Here is a 20,996-nt window from a genome sequence, read left to right on the forward strand (position 1 = left end):
CTGGCAGGCGTCAAAAGCGAAAGAGCGGTCCAAGCAGGATCGAATTGGAGTATTCGGCCGGTCTTTTCGCGCATGCCACGATGCGCGTCACACGCATCACCGGCCGGCTCTCCTCGACGATGGCGAAGCTGGCTTCTCTTGCACTCGCCTCAGACGGCGAAAAATGCTCCTCGGTGACGAACAGCTGACCGACATCGCTGACGCGACGAACCAGATCGTAGAGCGAATGCCTGACAAGGTCAGCCGGCGCGATCGACGCCAGTATATCGACTGGCAGCACCGACCGCTGCTGGACCATGGCCTTGCCGTCGAGAAGCCTCAGCCGCCAGAGTTCGGTGACTGGGGCACCAAGCGGCAGACCAAGCGCGCGCGCCTCGCTGAGCCCGGCCGGCACCTCGCCGATCTCCAAGACCCGTGTCGACAATCTGAGGCCTGCTCGTCGCGCCGCTGCTGGAAGGCCTGTCACCATGTCGTGTGACCAGTCGATGGTCTTGCCGCGAAAACGAGTTCGCCGCCCCTTGCCTTTTGTGATCAGGCCATCTTTTTCGACGATGGCCAGAGCCTTGCGGATAGTGCGGCGGGTGACATTGAAATGGGCTGCGAGGTCCATCTCCGACGGCAGTTCGTCGCCGGCGCGCCACAGGCTGTCCGTCAGCTCGGTTGCGAGTGACTGCGCGACGCGATCATACGCGAAATGCGTGGCACTCAATCCGCTGCTCTCCCAAAATTGCGGACCATCACCGAGGCAATGATGATCAGGCCGGTGAAAATGTCCTGCAGGTAATTGGGGACGCCGAGAATGGTCAGGCCGTTGGCGACAACCGCGATGATCGCTGCGCCCAACAGCGTGCCCGCGGCGTTTGGCTGCCCGTCACGAAAGGCGGTCATGCCGAGATAGGCGGCGGCATAGGCCTGGAGCAGAAAGCCGTTTCCGCCAGTCGGGTGGGCGCTGCCAAGCCTGGCCGTCAGCAGCAGGCCCGCCAACGCGGCCATGAGCGTGCAAAGACCAAAAGCCCAGACCGTCGCCGGGACCACGCCGACGCCTGCGAGGCGTGCGGCCTCGCGGTTGCCGCCAATGGCAAGGATGCGCCTTCCAAGCTCGGTCCAATCGAGGATGAAGGCGACAAACAGCGTGCCTGCCACCGCCCACAGCGTCAGCACCGGAATGCCGCCGACATAGCCGCGGCCGATGTCGCGGAAGCCAACGGGTATGTTGCTGAACAGCGTGGCGCCGCCGCTCACCCAGAACGTCATGCCCCCGACGATCGTCCCCATGGCGAGCGTCATGATGAAGCTCGGAACGCGCCAGATCGCAACGAAGAAGCCGCTGATGCAGCCCACCGCAAAGCCTGCGCCGAGCGTTATGATGACGGTGGCAAGGATGCCCCAGCCCGATCCGAACAGGGTGACGGAAACGATACCGGCCATGGACACGACCGCGCCGATCGAAAGGTCGAATTCCGACAACGACATCACGAACGCAGCGCCAAGGGCGACAATTGCCAGCAAGGACATCTGCTGGGTGATGTTGATCAGGTTCGAGCCCTGCGCAAAGCCGTGTGGGGACAGCACGGAGAACACGGCGACGATTACGCCAAGCCCCAGAAGCGTGCCGAAGCGCGAAACCAGGGTCATGTCAGCTCCTTTGTCGTTTCGAAAGCGGCATGGACGATATCCTGGCGCGACAGATCGCGATTGGCCGCATCGAGCGTGATGCGCCCATGCGCCATCACCAGGATCCGCTGTGCCAGCATGACGAGTTCCTCGATGTCGCTGGTGACGAACAGCACTGCCGTTCCTTCACCGGCGAGCCGACGGCATAAAGCATGGATCTCGGCCTTCGATCGCACGTCGACACCACGGGTAGGCTCGTCGAGCAGAAACAGGCGGCAGGAGGGCCCGACCCAACGTCCGATCATGATCTTCTGCTGATTGCCGCCGGACAGGGTCGAGATGCGATCGCCAAGCCGGCCGTATTTGACGCTGCGGTCGCCAAGGAGCTTTCGCACGCCACGCCGCGCCAGTTGCCAGGAAACGACGGGCAAGCGACGCATCGCACGGTAAAGCGGCAGGCGGGGCAGCAGCACATTGTCGAGGATGGAGTGCTGCATGACCAGCCCGCGACCGCGGCGGTCTTCCGGCACATAAGCGACACCTTCGCGGATGCGCCTGGAGATGCCGGCGGGGGGCAGTTGCTTGCGGTCGAGCGTCAGCCCGCCTCGTGCAAGCGGATTTGCGCCCCAGATCGATTTCAGCAGGCTGGAACGGCCGCTGCCGACCACGCCGTAAAGACCGACGATCTCGCCGGCGTGGACACTCAGGTCGAGCCCGTCGCGCACAGGCGACGGGCTGAAGCCGGACAATTGCAGCAAAGGCGGGTGCAGCAAAGGCGGGTGCAGCAAAGGCGGGTGCAGCAAGGGCGCGCCGGCCGCCGCCGGCGCAGCGACACGCTCCAGGTCGAATGCGCCGCCGGCCATCAATGCAACGACACCAGAGCGGTCGATGTCGCAGACCTGGCCGGAGCCGACCGTGCAGCCATTGCGCAGGACGGTGTAGTCGTCAGCAATGGCAAACACCTCGTCGAGGCGGTGCGATACGAGGATCACCACGCAGCCGTGGCTCGCCAGCTGCCGGATGATGCCATGCAGGGTCGCGGCTTCCCTTTCACTCAGCGATGCGGTCGGCTCGTCGAGGACGAGCACTCGGGCCTCGTCCATCAGGGCACGCAGGATCTCGACGATCTGGCACTTGGCGACAGACAGACGCGCCACCGGAACGTCGATGTCGAGGTCGAGGCCATGCCGATCCCGCACCGCCTTGAAGCGGGACCGCATCGTCGCCCAGTCAATCACGCCACCGCGGCGCGGATAGGGACGGCCGACAAAAGCGTTCTCATAGGCGGTGAAGCCCGGCACCAGGTTCAGCTCCTGGTGCACGAAGCGGAGGCCCGCCTGTTCGGACTCGGTCGGGTTCGCCGGGGCAAAGCCCTGGCCTGAGAGCGCCATGCCGCCGCCATCCGGCCGATGGACGCCCGAAAGGCATTTGAGCAGCGTCGACTTTCCAGCGCCATTTTCGCCGAGCAGGGCATGGACCCGTCCTGCGGCAGCGCGCAGCGAGACACCGTCGAGCGCCACCACCCCGCCGAACCGTTTTGTCACCCCCTCGACTTCCAGCATGATGCCGCCTGCTAGAGCATTTCCGCTTTTCTTCGAATCGCGGAGTCGCTCTATCCCCTTGTTTTGCGCAATTCCGGACGGAAAACCGCTACGCACTTTTCCTGGAATTGCTCTAGTTGCAGCTCACACCGAGGCTGGCTCGGTCGATCACATTGGCGCTGACGAAGATTTCGGATTTCTCCGGCTTCTTGCCTTCGATCACGGCTGCAATCTCCTTCACTGCCGTCCTGGCAATGCCGGGGAAGTCCTGCCGCACCGTGGCCACCAGATTGCTGCATTGCTTGATCAGGTCGATTGCCTGCGGGTTGCCGTCGATGCCCGCGATCAGGGCCTTGGAATCGGGCTTGTCGCTCTGGATGGCCAGCAAGGCACCGATCGCCGGCTCGTCCCAGGCCGCCCACACGCCGTTGATCTCGTCGCCATACTGGCGGACAAAAGTCTCCATGGCCTGGCGAGCGTTGTCGATCGGGCCGGGAACCTGCACATAATGTTCGGCGATCACCTTGATGCCGGGATGTTCGCCGAGTGCCTTGTCGAGCGCCAGCTCACGCTGGCGCACACCGGGATGCGCCGAGTGGAAGAACTTCACGATGTTGCCCTTGTCGCCCATAGCCTTGAACAGATAATCCGAGAGCAGGCTGCCGAGCGCGAAATTGTCGGTCGTGATGTTGATTGCGACGCCCTTTGCCAGCGCGCCGTCCAGGACGATAACCGGGATGCCTTTGTCGGCGGCAGCGGCAACCTGGTCGCCGATCTGGTTGGGATCGACGCTGACCAGGACGATGGCCTTTACCCCGGCATTGGCGACATCCTCGACACGGCTTGCCAATTGCTGGAAGTCGCCGCGGGTGTCGACGACATTGACCGTCCAACCCTTTGCGGCCGACTCTGTCTTGAAGGTCTCGATCATTTCGTTGGTGGCGACCGAACTGAGATATGGCGTCAGCACCGCTATGTCTTCCGCATGCGCGGATGCTGCGAACTGAAAGATGCCGGCGGCCAGTAGTGTCGTAAGCGTTCTCATGACTTCCTCCTTGTCGATTGAGCGCTCTAAAAGATGTGTCGGGTTCAGGCCAAAGAGTGCGACAGTTGCCGCGCGAATAAAGACGCGGCGAGATAGGCGGCGTATCGTTGCTCGTGGCAGGCTGCGCGTTCGGACCTCGGTTTTATGACCGTTGCCGGCGCGGCGGGGCAAAGCGTGATGCCGGCGGAAGCGGCGACCATCCTCAGGACACCCATTGCCGTCATGGTTTCGCTGTCACCGGGTATGGCGATGTCGCGACCAAGGGCATCAGCGAGAATTTGCCGCTGCTGGGCGTGACGGGCCGCGCCGCCGATCACCGTCAAGGTCGTGCGCGGCAAACCGGCAGCCTCCAGATTGTGCCGCACGGCAAACGCAACACCCTCCATCACTGCAAGAGCAAGCTCACCTGCATTGCTCGTGTGGCTAAGCCCGAGCAAGGCTCCGCGCACCTGGCTGTCTTCAAACGGGGCGCGCTCGCCGCCGAGATAGGGCAAAAACAGGGCAGCGCCCGGGCTGGCGAGCGCAGTATCGTCGAGCAGTTGTTCGATCGGCCGGCCTGTCGTCCTTGCCAGCCAGTCGAGGGCGGATCCCGCGGTCAGGAACGGCGAGATGATGATCACCCGGTCCGGCCGCATCGCGTCCGCCAGCGAATAGGTGTCGCGCGGCGGTGCCGCTTGCGCATGGTCGAGTGTGGTTGCGACCCATCCGGTCGTGCCGAGGTAGCAATATGCCATGCCTGGGGTATCGGCTGAGGCGCCCCATGTCGCTGCACCGGCATCGCCCGATCCGTTGAACACCGGGATGCCGACCGGCAGCCCTGTCTGCCCGGCCGCTGCCGGCGTCACATGGCCGACGACGGTGTCTGCCGGCTGAATCCGCGGCAGCGCGATTTCGTCGACACCCGCCACGGCAAGCAGATCGGCATCCCAGGAGCGCTGCGCGAAGTTCATCAGCCCGGTGGTCGATGCCGTCGTCGCATCGATGACGGCATTGCCTGTCAGCCGGAACGTCAGTGCATCCTTGGCGCCGAAGGTCCACAACACGGGCTGGTTGGCCGCATGCGGCGCAAAGCGCTGGCGCGCCATCAGCTTGAGGATCGTATGAGCCGGGTCGAGCCGGTTTCCGGTTCGTTGCGCATAGTCCGCAGGCAGCCGCGCGCTGAGCCGATCGATCTCGCTTCCTTCGAAGCGGCGGTCGGAATAAAGCACTGCCGGGCCAGTTGGACTGCCGTCGCTGCGCAAGGCGATGAGATTCTGCATCGAGCCGGAAAATGCGATGGCAGAAATCGAATGGCTGTCGGCAAGCTGCCCTACCGCGGCACGCAGCGCAGACCACCAATCGTCGGGGTCCTGCTCATGCAATCCCTCGGCGGTGGAGCGCGTCGCGATCGGCCGGGCTGCCGATGCGATCATCTGCCCGCGCGCGCTAAACAGCACGGCTTTCAACGCCGACGAACCCACGTCCACCACCAAAAGCGTATTGTCGCCCAATCTGCACCTCCATCCCTTGCGTCAGGTGCAGGCTTAGACAGGCGGCTTGTCAACGAGGTCCTGAGGTCAGGAGCCGTTTTGCTTCCCAGAACGGACAGCTGCTTCCGCAAATGTACGGATCAACGGCTGTCGTGTTCGCACAACCGTGATGGATTGACGCCGCAATAGGCGCGGAAGGATGCGGCAAACCGTCCGGCATTTGCATAACCGACCCGCTCTGCCACCTGCATGATGGAAATGCCGCCCTGATCCAGCAACTTGCGGGCATGTTCCATGCGACGCATCGTCAGATAGTCATGCGGAGAGTAGCCCGTGAAGCGTCGCATGCCGGTGGTCAGCGTTCGCGTCGAGACGTCCAGTTCCGCCGCCAGCTCCGCAACTGTCAACGGCAGGTACGAAGGCGCGTCCAGCAACCTGCGAAAGTCCCTGACATAGGCCGGTACCGGCCCGGCTGCCACGGATTCGACGGTGGCGACCGCTTTTACTGGAACATGTTCGAACAAGGTCGCGAGTACCGCATTCACCAGCGGCATCGGCGAGAGTGCGGCAGCACAACCAGCCTCGATCTTTTCTTCGACCATCATTCCGATCAGCCTTGCGATACGCCGGCCGGCCGAAGCCTCAAGGTCGAGCTCGGCCTGGAAGATCGGCGTGCGCCGCCTGGCCTCATTTGTGTGACGCTGCCAGGCCTGCTCGACGAAGTTCCGCTCCAGCCGCAGCATGACTTGCGTGGTGTCGGCGCGCCAGGTCGACCTGATATGACTGCCCGGCGACAACACGAGACCGCTGCCCAGACGTGAGGATACGCGTCGGTCGCCATACTGGATGTCGACGCCACCGCTGAGCGGAAACTCCAGCATGTAGAAGGTGTCGAACGTACCGGCATCGACGACGAGTTCGGGACCATAACGGAGAAGGTTGAGGGAAGCGCCCTCGCAGACGATTGCGTGATGACGGAAATCAAGGCCTGCCTTGGTGTCGGCAAGCAAGAGCCGATGCGGACGGTAGCGCGTGGACAGGGCAGCCACAGCTTCGGGCGCGCTGCCGAACCAAAGGCCCGGCACGCTGGCGAGCCGATTTGAAGCGTAAGTCAGGTCGGGCACCATCCTGGAAAAGAGGATAGGCATGGCGACACTGGTTGTCCATCTGCACCGAGGGGACAGGTAGGGCAGCACATTATCCGCTCATTTCACCATAACGAGCTGTAATCATTGGCCTCTCAGCGCCCCGCAAGGACACCGATACGGTTTGACCTGTTCCCTTGTCGCAAGGTGACAATGCGCCACCAAACCAGGGAATAGCCATGAACCAGCCGACTGAGCCCAATTCCTTCCGCACCGGGCCCGACGAACAGGGCATGTTCGGCATTTTCGGCGGCCGCTTCGTCGCCGAGACGCTGATGCCGCTGATCCTCGACCTGCAGCGCCACTGGGACGAGGCCAAGAACGATCCGTCTTTCAAGGCCGAGTTGAGTGACCTGTCGACCCATTATGCCGGCCGGCCCTCCAAGCTCTATTACGCCGAAGGCCTGACCCGCCATCTTCGTGACGTTTCCGCAGCGAAGGGCCTTGGCGGCGGCGCCAAGATCTATTTCAAGCGCGAGGACCTCAACCACACCGGCTCGCACAAGATCAACAACTGCCTCGGCCAGATCCTGCTTGCCAAGCGCATGGGCAAGACCCGCATCATCGCTGAAACAGGTGCCGGCCAGCATGGCGTGGCGTCGGCCACCGTTGCCGCCCGCTTCGGCTTCCCCTGCTTCGTCTATATGGGCGCCACTGACGTCGAGCGGCAAAAGCCCAACGTCTTCCGCATGAAGCTGCTCGGTGCCGAAGTGCGCCCGGTCAGTGCCGGCCACGGCACGTTGAAGGACGCGATGAACGAGGCGCTGCGCGACTGGGTCACCAACGTCCACGACACCTACTATCTGATCGGCACCGCCGCCGGCCCGCACCCTTACCCGGAGCTCGTGCGTGACTTCCAGTCGGTGATCGGCACCGAGGCGCGCGCTCAGATCCTCGAACAGGAAGGGCGTTTGCCCGACATGATCGTCGCTGCCGTCGGTGGCGGCTCGAATGCGATTGGCCTGTTCCATCCCTTCCTCGACGACCGCAGCGTCAAGATCGTCGGCATCGAAGCCGGCGGCCGTGGTCTCGACGGCATCGAGCATTGCGCTTCGATGAGCGCCGGCAAGCCCGGCGTGCTGCACGGCAACCGCACCTACCTGCTGCAGAACGACGATGGCCAGATCCTCGACGGTCACTCGATCTCGGCCGGTCTCGACTATCCCGGCGTCGGCCCCGAGCATTCGTGGCTGCGCGACAGCGGCCGGGTCGACTATGTGCCGATCCTCGACGACGAGGCGCTCGAGGCGTTCCAGCTGACCACCAAGGTCGAAGGCATCATCCCGGCACTCGAATCCGCCCATGCGATTGCGCATGCGGTCAAGGTCGCGCCTGAGATGGGCAAGGACAAGGTGATGATCGTCAACCTGTCGGGCCGCGGCGACAAGGACGTGCATACGGTGGCCAAGATGCTGGGCATGGAGATCTGATCATGACGACCACCCGCATCGACCGCCGCATGGCGAAGCTGAAGGCCGAGGGACGCCCCGCACTGGTGACCTACTTCATGGGCGGCGACCCCGACTACGAGACCTCGCTGTCGATCATGAAGGCGTTGCCCAAGGCCGGCAGCGACATCATCGAGCTCGGCATGCCGTTTTCCGACCCGATGGCCGACGGCCCGGCGATCCAGGCTGCCGGCCTGCGCGCGCTGAAGGCCGGCCAGACACTGGCCAGGACACTTGAGATGGCGCGCGAATTCCGCGCCGGCGACAACGACACGCCGATCGTCATGATGGGCTACTACAACCCGATCTACATCTACGGCGTCGACCGCTTCCTCACCGACGCGGTCGCTTCCGGCATCGATGGCCTTATCATCGTCGACCTGCCGCCGGAGATGGACGCCGAGCTGTGCATCCCCGCACTCAAGGCCGGCATCAACTTCATCCGCCTGATATCGTCGAATGCCAGCGATATCAGGCTCAAGCAACAGCTGGGTCAGGCGAGCGGCTTCGTCTATTGCGTCTCGACCCATGGGACTACCGGCCTCGCTACACCCGATCCGCAAAAGGTACGTCAACTCGTCAGGCGCATCCGAGCCTTTACCGCATTGCCCGTCTGTGTCGGGTTCGGCATCAAGTCCGCCGATGACGTGCAAACATTTGGAGCCATCGCTGACGGTGTCGTCGTCGGCAGTGAAATCGTGCACGCCATCGCCAGAGGAGTTGCGATGGGTTCAGCCGCCGCCAGCGTAGGCGCATTCGTCAGCGATCTCGGCAACGCCGTGCGCTCGGTACCTCGAGCTCCCCGGATCGAATGATGGGGAATGATACGGGCTTACCGTTTGGGCCCGGTGGCTGCCCTTTGAAACCTTCTGGACAATCCAGCGGTAGACGTCTGCAGAGGCATTCCAGGTCGCCAAACAAATCGGCGGCTCTGGAGTAGCTTGGTGCCGCTGCAGCGAGCACGGCTGGCAGGCGCCTAGTGCAAATTGACGGCCGACTTGCGGCGCGTTGCTGGTCGGCAGCATCGGGGCCGGGAACGGACAGGCAGCCTGGCAACTCAGGTTTTCAGCAGCGGACCTACAGGCCCCGATATGAAATGGCCCGCTGGAGACTTTCGCCGTCACGTTGGCGAGGACGAGGAGCCTGTGTCATTGCAAGGGCGCTATGACCAACGATGCGACGACCAGCCCGGTGGCCACAAGCAGCAAGAACCATAATAATTCCTGTCTGTTCATCGGCTGCCAAGCTCATCTTCGCGGAGATTTGACGTCAGGGTCGTGCAATCGAGGTAGCGCTGCCTGTTGACGGGTTTCGACGGTGAGCCGGTCTCGGCTACGCCTAGATTTCATGACCGTCGCCATAGAGGGTCTTGCCGGCGGACCGTATCAATGCGGACAGATAATCGCCAGACGCGCGGTACCGGCGATTCTTGATGTCTGCAACGCCATGATTTTCGGATCTGCATCGGTCGTGGCAACGTCGCCTCATGCGCGATGTGAACATTCGGTCGTGCCGGTGGATCTCATGACCGCTCAGCGATCAGATCAGCCGCCTAAGGCCCGCATGATGTTAGGCACTGCAGGCAGCGTCAGAAGCGCTGCGCACCCAAGCCAGATCGACGCAACGACGACACTTTGGGGGCGCGCCGAAAGCCGTTCGTAAAGCGCAGCCGGAACGCCTGCCACCATAAGGGTCAGCGTCGACAGGATGAGTGCGCTCGCCATATAGACGAACTGGCTGGTCGGTGGCGCCCAGGATGGGTACCAGACCGGGTAAAGCACGAAAAGCACAAGCACCCAGGGGGAGAATATACCGTTGACGATGGCGATCGCCATCACCGGAACCAGACCCGTTCGTTCCATGTCTCAGTTCCCCGCCGTTGCGCCGGGTGCCAGCCCGGCGTTGAAGAGCAACACGAAATAGCCAAGCCGTAGCGCCATCAGCCACAGTGCCGCAAAAATCAGCACGACCGGCTGGGCCAACACACCAGGCGTGACGTAGCGCACGGCGCGCACCACAAGGTCAGTGACGAAGCGGAAGCCGCGCCAGATGAAGTTGTCCCAGTTCTCGGGCACGAAAAAACCGAGAACCAGCCGCCCGATCAAGGTGTACATCACTGCCGCCAACACGAAATTGGGCAGGTGGAAATACCAGTAGCTCCAGAATTCGTTCATGCGCGGGGTCCAATGGGGATCATTTGGCGATCATGCGAGCCATAGCGGCATCGCGCAAAAAAGAAAGAGGGGTCCTGTGCGGACCCCTCCCTTGACGTCCGATGCGATGATCAGGCCGTCTTTTCTTCCATGATCGTCTTGCCGCGAGGAATACGGATCTCCTCGATGAACTCCTGCAGCTCGTGTGACGGCTCCTTGGTCAGGCGCGAGACGACATACATGACTGCGAAGCCGACAGGCAGGCCGAACGCCGCGGCCGACAGGTTCTTCACCCCGCCCCAGTTCGCGATGGTCTGCGCATGCTTGTCGAACGCAGCCCAGGCGGCTGCCTGAGCATCGGGAGCGGCGGCTGCAAAGGCGGCCTTGAGCTCCTCGAACTTGGCCAACTGCTCGGCCGTTGCCGTCGACAGGCCACTCCACATCTCCACGAAGCCGACCGCGCCGTAGCGGGTGCCCAGCAGATAGTAGAGGCAGATGCCGAAACCTGCGATCATGCCGGCAATCGCGCCTGCCGAGTTGGCACGCTTCCACCAGACGCCGAGAACCAGCGCCGGGAAGAGACCTGCCGCCGCAAGCGAGAACGCCCAGGACACCATTGCCAGGATGTCGGCCGGCTTGGTCGAGGCGACATAGGCCGCCGCGATCGCCACCACCACCAACAGGACGCGCGACACCACCAGACGGCGCGCCGTCGGCGCGTTCTGGTCGATCATCTTGTAGTAGATGTCGTGGCTGAGCGCGTTGGCGATGGCCAGAAGCAGGCCGTCGGCCGTCGACAGCGCGGCTGCGAGACCGCCGGCTGCGACAAGGCCCGAGATGACATAGGGCATGCCCGCCATTTCGGGCGTGGCAAGCACGATCATGTCGGCATTGAGGTTGATGTTGGCAAAGCCGATATTGGTCACGCCCTGTTCCGCGCAGGCTGCGGCGATGGCGGCCGTGTCGATGGCAGCCTTGCCGCAAATCTGCACCAGCGCGTTGTCGGCTGCGGCCCAGCGCATCATCCATCCCGCCTTCTCGGCGATGTTGTCGGGTGTCAGGCCGGAAGCCACCAGGTCGAGCATGGTCCACTTGGCGAAGGCGGCATAGGCCGGCGCCGTGAAGTAGAGGATGAAGATGAACAGCAGCGACCATGCCACCGAGACGCGCGCCTCACGCACCGAAGGCGTGGTGAAGTAGCGCATCAGGACATGCGGCAGCGAAGCGGTGCCGACCATCAGGCACAAGATGAGCAGGAAGAAGTTGAGCGCGTTATAGCCGCCATGGACGAACGGCGTGATGTGGTTGACCGCAATGCCCTGGGCGGTTTCGAGCGCGGTGATGTTGGCCAGCGCCGTACCTTGCATGAGCTGCGGGATCGGGACGCCGGTCTTGACCGTGGACATCCAGATCGCCGGAATGAGGTAGGCGATGATCAGCACGATATATTGGGCAACCTGCGTCCAGGTGACTGCGCGCATGCCGCCAAGCATGGAGCAGACCAGAATGCCGGCAAGGCCGACATAAACCGCGACGTTGAAGTCGAGGCCGAGGAAGCGGGCCGAGATGATGCCGGTCGCATAGACCTGCGCGACGACATAGGTGAAAGAGCACGAAAACAGCACGACCACGCCGATGAAGCGGGCCAGATTGCCGCCATAGCGCGCTGAAAGGAAGTCGGGCACCGTATAGGCGCCAAACTTGCGCAGATATGGCGCGACCAGGATCGCGACCAAAACGTAGCCGCCAGTCCAGCCCAGGACGAAGGCAAGGCCATCATAGCCGAGCAGATAGAGCGTACCGGCCATGCCGACGAAAGAAGCGCCCGACATCCAGTCCGCACCTGTCGCCATGCCATTGTAGATCGCGGGCACGCGGCGGCCGGCGACATAATATTCGCCGACCTGCATGGTCCGCGAAAGAATGCCGATGACGGCATAGATCAGGATGGTGAAGCCGACGAACATGTAGCCGATGATGACATTCGGCACGCCGGCGGCGCTCAGGATCGCCATGAGGATGACGAAGGCTATGAAGCCTCCGGTGTAGATTGTGTAGATGCGGCCTAGATTGGAGACGAAATCTCCGCCGCCGCTGGTTGTCGTCGTTGCCATGGTTCCCCCCTCACTCTTCCGACACGCCGTGCTCTTCGTCGATGCTGTTCTGCTTGCGTGCAAACCAGAAAAGCATCACGACGAAAGCAATGAGCGAACCCTGCGCGGCCATGTAGAAGCCCAGCGGGAAGCCCAGAATGACGATATTGTTGAGTGGGCCGACGAAGAAATGGATGACATATCCGAAGAAAAACCACAGCCCAAGCATTAGAAACATGAGACTGCGGGTCTTATTCCAGTAGCTTACGCGGTCCGGCGTCGCCATCGCGTTGATCCCTCCCTTGGTTGACAGCCTGTGCAGATTCTCCCCGACCAACCGGCCGTTCAGCAAGTCGCCAAGCTCCCCCAAAACGGGAATCTGGCAAGCGTTGGCGTCATGATGGACTCAGCCGACGCTGCGTGCACGATAGCTACATTTGCAACCGCCCGTTATTCGACTTTAGAATCGGTTCGGCGGGCTGGCTAAGAGGTGTCGCGAAGGCTAACGCTTGGCAGCGCGCGGCAGACGAAGGGAAAATTGCAATGGGCCTTCTCGATGGTCTTCTTCCGGGATTTCTCCGCAAGGCCACGCCGATCCACAGTACCGCCGATCTGGCAGATTTCATGGATGCGCGCGCCTCGTTCCTGGCGCAGAAGTGCATCGTCGAATTCTGTCGCGTGCGTGCGGGCGTGTTCTGGCAGAAGCTGTTCAGCGAAAAGGAGTTCCAGAGCGCGCTCGATCAGGCGCGCTGGCGTGCCTACCCGCCCTGCTACGCCATGGTCGCGGAGATGGTCGAAGGGTCGCTGCGCGAGGCTGCAGCCGGGCGCCAGCGTAGCCTCGAGACAGCGATCGAGCGGGTCGCCCGCATCAGTTTTGCAAAACACCCGGTTCCCAACGGCTCGCCTGAGACCTTCTGGGAGGACGCGGCCGCGCTGGTGCGCGGCAGACTTGCGGCGGCCCAGGCCGGAGCGCCGCGGCCGGTGCGGGAGATCCCTGATCCGCTGGCGCGGATGGTGTTCGAGGCGGTGCCGATCCATCCCGAATTGCTGACCAACGACTATGACTACATCTTCAACTTCCTGAGGATGAACATCCTGAGAGCGCATGAGGACCTGCTGGAACTGGCCGATCGCGCCGCAATCGTCGATGAACTTTTGGGCCCGCCCGGCGCTTGACGGGTCTCAGGCGAACATCAGGTCGCGCACCAGCCCCGGCACAGACTGAAGACGCCTGACCAGCGTCTTCAACTCGCCTTGCTGCTCGCGCGGGATTGCGGCCAGATCGACGCGGTTGGAGACGGTTACGCCGGCATAGACGTCGCGAATCTGTTGATCGAGCAGCAGCCCGATCAGAAACGAATGGCCGGCCAGCATTGCCTTCATGTCCTGCTCGCCGCCGACATCGAGCGCGATCAACGCCTCGAGACGGTCGCGCGTGCTCAGTGCCCGGATGCCGTGGCGAATTGCCAGCGTCCGCGCCGCCGCGACGATCGGGAACAGGCCATGCATCTTGATATCGAGCCGGCCGTCGTGGAGCCGCAGGCCGCCCAGAAGCGTGAACGGGTTGTCCGAAACGATCTGTTCGCCGAGGAGCTTGGCAAAGACCGGCTCGGCATGGCCGCGTGCATAGGCATGGTCGAACAGCGCGTCGCTCAACGCCAGGTCGCCGTGCACGGGCTTCAGATCATAGACGATGTCGACGTTGAGCAGGTCGTCGGGCCGCGAGCGCCGGACCCATTCCTCGACGCGGTTCTTCCACGTTTCGAGGCTGCCGCGGAACGCCGCGTTGCGGCCCATGACGCCGCCCTTGCAGTATGGCACGCCGGCAGCGTCGAGCGTATCGGCAAGCTTTTCGCCAAGCATCTTGAACCAGAGGTCTTGCCGACCATCGGGTTCGCCGCGCTCGAAGACGATGGCGTTGTCCTGATCGGGAGCCAGCAGGCTTTCGCCGCGTCCGCCGGAGCCGAGCACCAGCACGGCGTATCGACAGGGCGGCGCGCCGTGACCCTGCGCCTGCATGGCAAGCTCCGCCAGCACGGCGGCCCGGCGGGTCATGGCGCGCAACTCCTCGGAGATGATCTCGGCGACGACGCGCGGGTCGATCGTTTCGGCGAGCAGCGAGCGCACGACGCCGGCAAGCGTGGCCCATGCCGCCGCCAGTTCGGCGGCGCCCGTCGCATGTTCGATCTGGTCGTCGAGGTTGATCGCTTCGCTGGCACGCAGTCGCAGCAGGTCACGCGCCGACAGCACGCCCACCAGCGTTCCGGCATCGTCACGCACGGCAAGGTGACGTATCTTCAGCCTGTCCATGCGCCCGATGGCGCGATAGGCAAAGGCTGTGGCGCGCACGGCGGCGAGCGGCCTGGAGGCGAAGGTGCCGACCGGCAGGTCCAGCGCATCGGCGCCACTGCCGGACAGTCGCCGCATCACGTCGCGCTCGGTGACGATGCCGTAGTCGGCGACCGGTCGGTTCGGTTCTCCAGCATCGGACACCAGCAGGGAGCTGATCTTTCGCGTGACCATCAGCTCTATCGCCTGCCGCATGGTTTGGCCCGATGTCACCACCACGGGGGGGTGGCTCATCAGGCTGCCGACGCGGTGGCGGTAAGCGTAGGGATCGACCGACTGGAAAACAGGAGTTTGAGGACGCGACACCGGTTCGCTCCAGCCGGCGCGATGGCCGGCTTCAAGATCGCGCGAAAGGGCAAGGCACGCCAGTTCGGCTTCGCCCAGCGTCCGGACGTTGCGCCTGCGCAATTCGGGCAGCAGCGAAACGAAGACCTTGCCTGCCGTGATCGCGTCCCCCAGAGCCGTGTGGCGGCCGGCAACCTCCACGCCCAGCCAGGCGGCGAGCGTGTCCAGCGAATGGTCCGCCAGGTTGGGATTGGCCACCGTCGCAAGAAGGCGCACGCACAGCGCGCGCGGTTTCGTCCAGGGCAGGTTCGCAAGCCGACATTCGCGCTCCATGACCGCCAGGTCGAAGCCGATGGAGTGGCCGACGAGAACACGCGGTCCGGTGAAATGCTGGAACCGGTCCCAGGCTGCGGTGAAATCCGGCTGGCCGACGAGCTGGTCGTCGGTAATGCCGTGGATGCGGGAAGCCGCAGGTGGCACAGCTTCGCCGGCATCGACGAGAAGTTCGAAGCGGCGTTCCGGTTTGATCTTGCCATGCCAGATGCCGACTGCGCCGATCTGCAGGATACGGGCCTTGGTGGCGTCGAGCCCGGTCGTTTCGGTGTCGAGCGCCGTCGCCGCCATTGAAATCAGGGGTGTCGCGCCGGTCGCCGGCTTCATGTCCGCTCCTGCGAGTTTGCTGAATGCCCAGCTCGGATGTCCCGCTTGTCTCCCAGCGCCGACAATATCGGCCAATTTTCCACCGCGGCATAGGGCGACCGGCACGCCACGTCGAAGGCGGGTCCGACAGCCGCACCGAACATGTCGGCAAGCCGGCCCGTTTCGTGAAGCTCGATCCTTGAGGTGCTTTTCCGCGCGGCATTCGCCTTAATGTGATTTGCGCGCAGCCTGGGCGTCGGTCCACCTTGGGCGGGTTCATCGCCAGGATGTGTCAATGCACGAGATCAGGCGGGTCGCTGTGGAGTGCGTCGGGCGCGCGGTCATGTTCGGATCGCTCGCGATCGGATGCGTCATGGTCGGCTTCTCCTTCAATCCGGTATCGGCATTCCGCAGCGGCGCTTTCCTCACACTGATGATGGCGCTGGTGTTGATGTGGAAAGCGATGACCGCCGGCACCAAGGCCCCCAGGCGCACCGAGATCTGGCTCTATCTCGACGAGAAGTCGCGCCCGCTCGATGATCCGGCGCGGCGGGTGTTCGGCACCGTCATGCGCGACGTCTATGGTAGTTTCGCGCGGATTGCGCTTTGCGTGGCGGTCGGTTTCTTCCTGCTGTCGATGGTGCTGACGGCGTTTGGCCTCAAGGCTTATGTGCCGCCGGTGGGATAGGTCAGCGGTCTATCGAGCAAGGACAGGCCCACCTTCAGGTCGTCGGCCCGGCGGAAGCGTGCTTCTCGCCGGCGGAAGTGCTTCTCGCCGGCGCAGCCAATCCCGTCAGGACGGATCAGAACTTGTAGTTCAAGCCGACCTTGCCGCTTGAAAAGTTGAGGTCGTAGGTATCCCCATCGAACTCTTGCTCGCCAAGCCCGTAATAGGCGTACTCACCGAAAACCGACCAATTGGCATTGAGTTTCAAAGCGACGCCTGCGCCAGCCGTGTAGCCGGTGTATGTGGGGTCGGCGGATCCTCCCGGGTACTTTATTGTAGTATCCGCCACGGCCAGACCGGCCAGGCCGTAGAGCAACACGCTGTCAAAGGCGACACCGCCACGGGCGGTCAGGCTGGCCAGCCAGTTGACCTCCATGGAGATGTTGGGAAATGGCCCGAAGCCGAAGTCGTAGTTGCCGCTCAGGCCAGCCCCGGAGACATCGCCCTGCACACCGAGCACAAAGTGACCGAACTGCGCCAGAGCGCCGACCTGGCCGCCGGCGAGCAAGCCATCAAGCTCGAAGCCTGCCTCAAAACCAGGAACCCATTGTTCCCCTTGCGTCGCGGCGCCGTCGGCGAAACCGACATGCAGGCCGGCGTAGATCCCACTCCAGTCCGTCGCGTCAGCATACGCCATGCCGGCGGGGGCGGTCTCGGTAGTCACGTTTTCCGCCCGCGCCGTCCCCGCGCTCATCGCAATCAACGCAGTGGTCATCAAAAGGGAAAAATGTATCTTCAAGGGCCAATATCCTTCAATATAAATCGCTTCGGTTTCAATATATGTCGCTTCAGGAGCGTCGCCTGACAGGCGCCGCCGCCATCACAAAAAGTGTAGACAGTGTGCTGGGCAGTCAGGCCTTTTTGTTCCGGCATGTCAACCAAGCAAAGCGATATTCCCCCGTTGATCGAAATCATGGCCGCGCCGCAATCACGTTGACGGTAGTTCGCGGGATCTCGAGCAGGACGTCTCGACCATCCGACACTACACGATCAAGGAAGCCGACGAAGTCCGACCGACGGCCGCCCGCTTCATTCTGACACCTGGCGCAAAGCGCGGCGAGATCGAGCTACGCTGTATGGGGAACTGGGCACGATCCTGAACTGGACCGAGCGACAGGCTGCTGGGCAAGGCTCACGAGAGTGTCGTCATCAAGGTTTTTGTGCCAGGCTTTGCGCCTGTGACTTTGAGCTTATGGTCGGTGAAGACGATGAGCTACCAACGCCAGGGAAGCGGAGCTTGTTGCCGGCGATCGAACTTGGAGAGTTTGGAAGGATTGGTTTGGCACAGGACCTGGTTTTTTGTCCCGCTTTTTCGGCCGTCGCCTCCTTTGCAGGCGGGGCTGAGGCTTCAACGCGACCGTCACCAGCGTCCCAATACCAAAACAGCCCAGACAAGCTGGGCTGTTTTGGTATCTGGTTGCGGGGACACGCAACTACCGAATCCGACATTTGCTTCAGATCGCAGTTTAAGAAGAGATAGCCCCAGGAAACATCCATATGGGGTAGACAGACGGCACCCAAAACGGTGCACGGAAGCGGCGACTGGAATGACCGACTTGGGGCCGGAAGCCGTTGGTCCGCTATCGGAGCGAGCTCGGCGGATAGCTGACATTCGCCAACGCCTCGGCGGCCGGGACATGGCCGCGCTCAACCTAGACGTCCAACCTGACTTGTCAGCCAAAGGAAGAAGTGCTGGTTTGTGGCGGAGGGCGTACTCACCTCCGGTAGCACGATGTCATCCAAGGTTGAGAACGACCCGAAGCTCGCCGGATTTCAACTCCTGCTCGATCAGGTGCCGTGAGAGCAGTGCATTACCCATGCCGGCAAGCGCCGCCTCGATGATTATCGAGATTGATCGAAGCGGTGCGCCAATCCCTGCGGGCCAGCTAGGTTGCAGACCTCGGTCGTTAGTCGTCGATCACCGCCATGGCGTCCAGTTCGACTAGGCAACGAGGATCGTGCAGCACTGCTTGCACGCGTGAGCGCACCGGCCAATTCGCCTTGAAATGCCGGGCATAGACCTCGTTGAATACGTTGCCGTGGCGGCAGTCGGCGTCGCCGTTGCGGGCATCCGACAGAAATGCCGTCAACTGTACCACATCGTCGAGGCTCGCACCGCCTGCCTCCAGCGTCCGGCGCAGGTTGGCAATGGCTCTGTCGAGCTGTTCGGCGAAACTTCCGCTCCAGTTGCCGTCGTCGCCGCGCCCCGCCTGCGCCGACACGAAGACGAACGTGCCTTCCGTTTTGACGATGTCGGAAAAGTAGGGATATTTGGCCGGATGATCGGGAAGAGTGATCGCTTGTTTCATGTATATGTCCCTGAATAATGCCTTTGCGAGCGAATGCTCTGTTTGGCGATAAAGCGTTGCTGCGCTGCACGTGATGAAGGCGGCCGTGGTCTCACGCCTTCAGAAGTTTTTCGTTACCGGCCACGTATCGGAGAGCCGGTATCCTGTGGGAAACGGATCGCACGGGTCGAGCATGTGCTGGTGCGTGCCGGTTATCCAAGCGCGGCCTGAGATGATCGGAGAGATTGCACGCCGGCCGGCGAGATCAACTTCGCTGTCGATGACACAATCGAACTCCGTGCCGACGATCGAAATGCCCCTGAATCGGTCACCGACCTGCATTTCTCCCCTGGCGTGCATCACCGCCATGCGAGCCGAACAACCGGTGCCGCAAGGCGAGCGATCGATCTTTCCCGGCTGTATTGCAACGGCACTGGCACCGCTGAGCACACCCTCTCGGTAGTGGACGGGCTCCGTTACCTGGCAGAACGATATGTGGTTCCACCCGTTAACCGGATGCGAGAAGCCGATTTGCTCGTTCGCTGCGTTCGTCAGACGAACCCCGAGTTCGGCGATGTCGCGCGCCTGATCGGGCTTGATCTCAAGCCCTAGAAGGGATGCATCGACGATAACGAAGCTGTCGCCGCCCCAGGCGGTATCAACCTTGATGGTGCCGATACCGGCAACTTCCAGCACGACGTCCAGCCTGTCGGCGAACGAGGCGTGGTTGCGGACACGGATGCGCTCGGCCTTGCCATTGCGGCAGTCTGCCTCCACTTCGATCAGGCCGCCCGGGGGCTCGAGTACCAGCCGCGTGACCGGCTCCTGCATCGGAACGATGCCGCATTCCAGCAGCACTGTCGAAACGCACATTGAATTCGAGCCGGACATCGGCGGCGTGTCGGCCGGTTCCATGATGATCCATCCCATGTGCGCACGCGGATCTTTCGGCGGTACCAGCAGATTGACGTGACGAAAAACACCACCCCTCGGCTCGTTCAGGACGAAATTGCGAAGGCTTTCGTCTTTCGCAATGAACTGCGCCTGTTCCCAGATTGAAGCCCCCGGCGGCGGCGCCACGCCACCGATTATAACATCTCCTGCCTCGCCCTCGGCGTGGCTGCTGACGATCTGAACAAGCCGATCGGAACGCATCAAGTCACCTTATCAATGGCTGGCCTGTCCGCACACAATTCATGCGTTGGCGACACGACCGGGTTTCATATGGACAACGAATGATAGATCAGCCGCGCAGCGATCAGATCGGCGAGCGAACTCCCAACCGCCTTGAAGAGCGTTATGGCCCTGTCATTGCTTCGGCCGACGACCGTGCCGCGGCACAGGTCGGCAATGGTGCCCCTTATGTGGTCGGCATCGATCGCTCCCGCCTCGATCGGCTGGATCAAGTCGCCGGTTTCATGGAGCGCGTCGAGCGTGTCGACATAGAGGGCCGCCTTGGCGATGAGCCTATCGTCGGCCTCTCGCATCTTTGGCGTGAAGGAGCCGATGAGATCGACATGTGTCCCAGGTCGAACCCAATCCCCGTCGAACAGCGGCTCGGTAGCGAGCGTAGCCGCCGAAATAATGTCTGCGGACGCCACGGCTGCCTGGACGTCGTCGACAATCGATGTCTCGAAACCCTGGCGCTCGAGCTCGTCAGCCAGGCTCGCCGCGCCATCGCGCCGGATATCCCATATCATCACCCGCTCGATCGGACGGACGGTCCGCATTGCCTCGGGCACAAGGCTTGCGACCCTTCCGGAACCGAACAGGAGCAGCGTACCCGCATCGACACGCGATAGGAAGCGCGCACCCAACGCGGCCGTGGCCGCGGTGCGCCTTGCCGTAATAACGTTGCCGTCGATTAGCGCGATCTCCTGGCCTGTCCCGGCATCGAAGAGCAAATAGGTGGATGCCAAGCCGGGAAGCCTTTTGGCAGTGTTGCCGGGATAAACGGTCACCAGCTTGACACCGAGCAGCCGGTCAGGTCCCGCGACGCTGTCCCAGGCTGGCATGAGCAGCAACGTCGAGTCCGGCTGCCCCGGACTTGCAATGACGTGGTGGTGTCTAAGCGGCGCCTCGCAGCCGACGGGGAAGCCAGCCGCCAAAGCGTCGACCAGCTCGCGGAAGCCGAGCCCCGCCTTCGACTGAGCTTCGTCGATGAACCGTATATTCTTCACATTCACTACCTGAGTTTCAA

General features: G+C 62.7%; 19 protein-coding genes and 1 pseudogene. 4 read left to right on the top strand and 16 right to left on the bottom strand.

The annotated features are described in order from the left end of the window. Nucleotides 1-10 precede the first annotated feature (10 nt). From IHE39_RS26985 to IHE39_RS27010, 6 genes are all read right to left on the bottom strand, one after another. Nucleotides 11-709 (bottom strand): GntR family transcriptional regulator, encoded by a 699-nt coding sequence (locus IHE39_RS26985; protein ID WP_192568662.1) that lies wholly within the window; start codon nucleotides 707-709, stop codon nucleotides 11-13. Further along, nucleotides 706-1,635, bottom strand: a complete 930-nt coding sequence (locus IHE39_RS26990; RefSeq protein ID WP_192568663.1) for an ABC transporter permease — start codon at nucleotides 1,633-1,635, stop codon at nucleotides 706-708. Before IHE39_RS26990 ends, IHE39_RS26985 begins: the two co-directional genes overlap by 4 nt. Then, a complete protein-coding gene (locus IHE39_RS26995) occupies nucleotides 1,632-3,176 on the bottom strand; it encodes a sugar ABC transporter ATP-binding protein (protein WP_192568664.1) in 1,545 nt (514 codons plus the stop codon). The genes IHE39_RS26990 and IHE39_RS26995 overlap by 4 nt, the downstream gene beginning before the upstream one ends. Before the next feature lie 112 nt (nucleotides 3,177-3,288). After that, entirely contained in the window at nucleotides 3,289-4,200 is a 912-nt protein-coding gene (locus IHE39_RS27000; RefSeq protein ID WP_192568665.1) for a sugar ABC transporter substrate-binding protein, read from the bottom strand. Nucleotides 4,201-4,244: 44 nt separating this feature from the next. Next, nucleotides 4,245-5,690, bottom strand: a complete 1,446-nt coding sequence (locus tag IHE39_RS27005; RefSeq protein WP_192568666.1) for a xylulokinase — start codon at nucleotides 5,688-5,690, stop codon at nucleotides 4,245-4,247. Nucleotides 5,691-5,809: 119 nt separating this feature from the next. Beyond that, nucleotides 5,810-6,817 (bottom strand): helix-turn-helix transcriptional regulator, encoded by a 1,008-nt coding sequence (locus IHE39_RS27010; protein ID WP_246485650.1) that lies wholly within the window; start codon nucleotides 6,815-6,817, stop codon nucleotides 5,810-5,812. Nucleotides 6,818-6,993: 176 nt separating this feature from the next. Between IHE39_RS27010 and trpB the strand changes: the two genes are divergently transcribed. Beyond that, entirely contained in the window at nucleotides 6,994-8,244 is a 1,251-nt protein-coding gene (gene trpB / locus IHE39_RS27015) for a tryptophan synthase subunit beta (RefSeq protein WP_184768431.1), read from the top strand. Between the two features lie 2 nt (nucleotides 8,245-8,246). Then, nucleotides 8,247-9,077: a tryptophan synthase subunit alpha gene (gene trpA / locus IHE39_RS27020; RefSeq protein ID WP_192568667.1), complete on the top strand. Its 831-nt coding sequence runs from the start codon at nucleotides 8,247-8,249 to the stop codon at nucleotides 9,075-9,077. A gap of 729 nt (nucleotides 9,078-9,806) precedes the next feature. On the opposite strand, the gene IHE39_RS27025 is transcribed toward trpA, so the two are convergent. From IHE39_RS27025 to IHE39_RS27040, 4 genes are all read right to left on the bottom strand, one after another. Then, the gene (locus tag IHE39_RS27025) at nucleotides 9,807-10,124 is read right to left on the bottom strand and encodes a hypothetical protein (protein ID WP_192568668.1); all 318 of its coding nucleotides are present in this window, start codon (nucleotides 10,122-10,124) and stop codon (nucleotides 9,807-9,809) included. A gap of 3 nt (nucleotides 10,125-10,127) precedes the next feature. Further along, nucleotides 10,128-10,436 carry a YggT family protein gene (locus IHE39_RS27030; protein ID WP_184770821.1) on the bottom strand — a complete coding sequence of 103 codons (309 nt, stop codon included), beginning with the start codon at nucleotides 10,434-10,436 and terminating at the stop codon, nucleotides 10,128-10,130. Between the two features lie 110 nt (nucleotides 10,437-10,546). After that, the gene (locus tag IHE39_RS27035; RefSeq protein ID WP_192568669.1) at nucleotides 10,547-12,529 is read right to left on the bottom strand and encodes a sodium:solute symporter family protein; all 1,983 of its coding nucleotides are present in this window, start codon (nucleotides 12,527-12,529) and stop codon (nucleotides 10,547-10,549) included. A 10-nt stretch (nucleotides 12,530-12,539) separates the two neighbouring features. Then, complete coding sequence (locus tag IHE39_RS27040; RefSeq protein WP_246471090.1) at nucleotides 12,540-12,860, bottom strand: DUF4212 domain-containing protein; 321 nt, start codon at nucleotides 12,858-12,860, stop codon at nucleotides 12,540-12,542. Between the two features lie 68 nt (nucleotides 12,861-12,928). Here IHE39_RS27040 and IHE39_RS27045 point away from each other — a divergent pair, with 68 nt between their 5' ends. Next, nucleotides 12,929-13,684 carry a hypothetical protein gene (locus IHE39_RS27045; RefSeq protein ID WP_192568670.1) on the top strand — a complete coding sequence of 252 codons (756 nt, stop codon included), beginning with the start codon at nucleotides 12,929-12,931 and terminating at the stop codon, nucleotides 13,682-13,684. Between the two features lie 6 nt (nucleotides 13,685-13,690). Here IHE39_RS27045 and IHE39_RS27050 read toward each other — a convergent pair whose 3' ends face one another. After that, a complete protein-coding gene (locus IHE39_RS27050; RefSeq protein WP_192568671.1) occupies nucleotides 13,691-15,802 on the bottom strand; it encodes a DUF294 nucleotidyltransferase-like domain-containing protein in 2,112 nt (703 codons plus the stop codon). 274 nt (nucleotides 15,803-16,076) lie between these two features. Here IHE39_RS27050 and IHE39_RS27055 point away from each other — a divergent pair, with 274 nt between their 5' ends. Further along, a complete protein-coding gene (locus IHE39_RS27055) occupies nucleotides 16,077-16,469 on the top strand; it encodes a hypothetical protein (protein WP_184770835.1) in 393 nt (130 codons plus the stop codon). Between the two features lie 115 nt (nucleotides 16,470-16,584). On the opposite strand, the gene IHE39_RS27060 is transcribed toward IHE39_RS27055, so the two are convergent. From IHE39_RS27060 to lhpI, 5 genes and pseudogenes are all read right to left on the bottom strand, one after another. Further along, entirely contained in the window at nucleotides 16,585-17,247 is a 663-nt protein-coding gene (locus IHE39_RS27060; protein ID WP_192568672.1) for an outer membrane protein, read from the bottom strand. Between the two features lie 1,005 nt (nucleotides 17,248-18,252). Further along, nucleotides 18,253-18,357 (bottom strand): annotated as a pseudogene (locus IHE39_RS30815) (LysR family transcriptional regulator); the annotation flags it as partial. Between the two features lie 58 nt (nucleotides 18,358-18,415). Further along, complete coding sequence (locus IHE39_RS27065; protein ID WP_154387577.1) at nucleotides 18,416-18,817, bottom strand: RidA family protein; 402 nt, start codon at nucleotides 18,815-18,817, stop codon at nucleotides 18,416-18,418. Nucleotides 18,818-18,916: 99 nt separating this feature from the next. Further along, on the bottom strand, nucleotides 18,917-19,951 hold the full coding sequence (locus tag IHE39_RS27070; protein WP_192568673.1) for a trans-3-hydroxy-L-proline dehydratase: 1,035 nt from the start codon (nucleotides 19,949-19,951) through the stop codon (nucleotides 18,917-18,919). Nucleotides 19,952-20,016: 65 nt separating this feature from the next. Next, a complete protein-coding gene (lhpI, locus tag IHE39_RS27075) occupies nucleotides 20,017-20,982 on the bottom strand; it encodes a bifunctional Delta(1)-pyrroline-2-carboxylate/Delta(1)-piperideine-2-carboxylate reductase (RefSeq protein WP_434781346.1) in 966 nt (321 codons plus the stop codon). Nucleotides 20,983-20,996: the final 14 nt, after the last annotated feature.

The sequence above is a fragment of the Aminobacter carboxidus genome (assembly GCF_014863355.1).
GTDB classification, from domain to species: Bacteria; Pseudomonadota; Alphaproteobacteria; order Rhizobiales; family Rhizobiaceae; genus Aminobacter; species Aminobacter carboxidus.

Coding starts and splice junctions, on each gene's coding strand:
- IHE39_RS26990 (WP_192568663.1), bottom strand. CDS start 1,635: ATGACCCTGGTTTCGCGCTTCGGCACGCTTCTGGGGCTTGGCGTAATC.
- IHE39_RS26995 (WP_192568664.1), bottom strand. CDS start 3,176: ATGCTGGAAGTCGAGGGGGTGACAAAACGGTTCGGCGGGGTGGTGGCG.
- IHE39_RS27000 (WP_192568665.1), bottom strand. CDS start 4,200: ATGAGAACGCTTACGACACTACTGGCCGCCGGCATCTTTCAGTTCGCA.
- IHE39_RS27010 (WP_246485650.1), bottom strand. CDS start 6,817: ATGCCTATCCTCTTTTCCAGGATGGTGCCCGACCTGACTTACGCTTCA.
- trpB (WP_184768431.1), top strand. CDS start 6,994: ATGAACCAGCCGACTGAGCCCAATTCCTTCCGCACCGGGCCCGACGAA.
- trpA (WP_192568667.1), top strand. CDS start 8,247: ATGACGACCACCCGCATCGACCGCCGCATGGCGAAGCTGAAGGCCGAG.
- IHE39_RS27025 (WP_192568668.1), bottom strand. CDS start 10,124: ATGGAACGAACGGGTCTGGTTCCGGTGATGGCGATCGCCATCGTCAAC.
- IHE39_RS27030 (WP_184770821.1), bottom strand. CDS start 10,436: ATGAACGAATTCTGGAGCTACTGGTATTTCCACCTGCCCAATTTCGTG.
- IHE39_RS27035 (WP_192568669.1), bottom strand. CDS start 12,529: ATGGCAACGACGACAACCAGCGGCGGCGGAGATTTCGTCTCCAATCTA.
- IHE39_RS27050 (WP_192568671.1), bottom strand. CDS start 15,802: ATGAAGCCGGCGACCGGCGCGACACCCCTGATTTCAATGGCGGCGACG.
- IHE39_RS27055 (WP_184770835.1), top strand. CDS start 16,077: ATGCACGAGATCAGGCGGGTCGCTGTGGAGTGCGTCGGGCGCGCGGTC.
- IHE39_RS27065 (WP_154387577.1), bottom strand. CDS start 18,817: ATGAAACAAGCGATCACTCTTCCCGATCATCCGGCCAAATATCCCTAC.
- IHE39_RS27070 (WP_192568673.1), bottom strand. CDS start 19,951: ATGCGTTCCGATCGGCTTGTTCAGATCGTCAGCAGCCACGCCGAGGGC.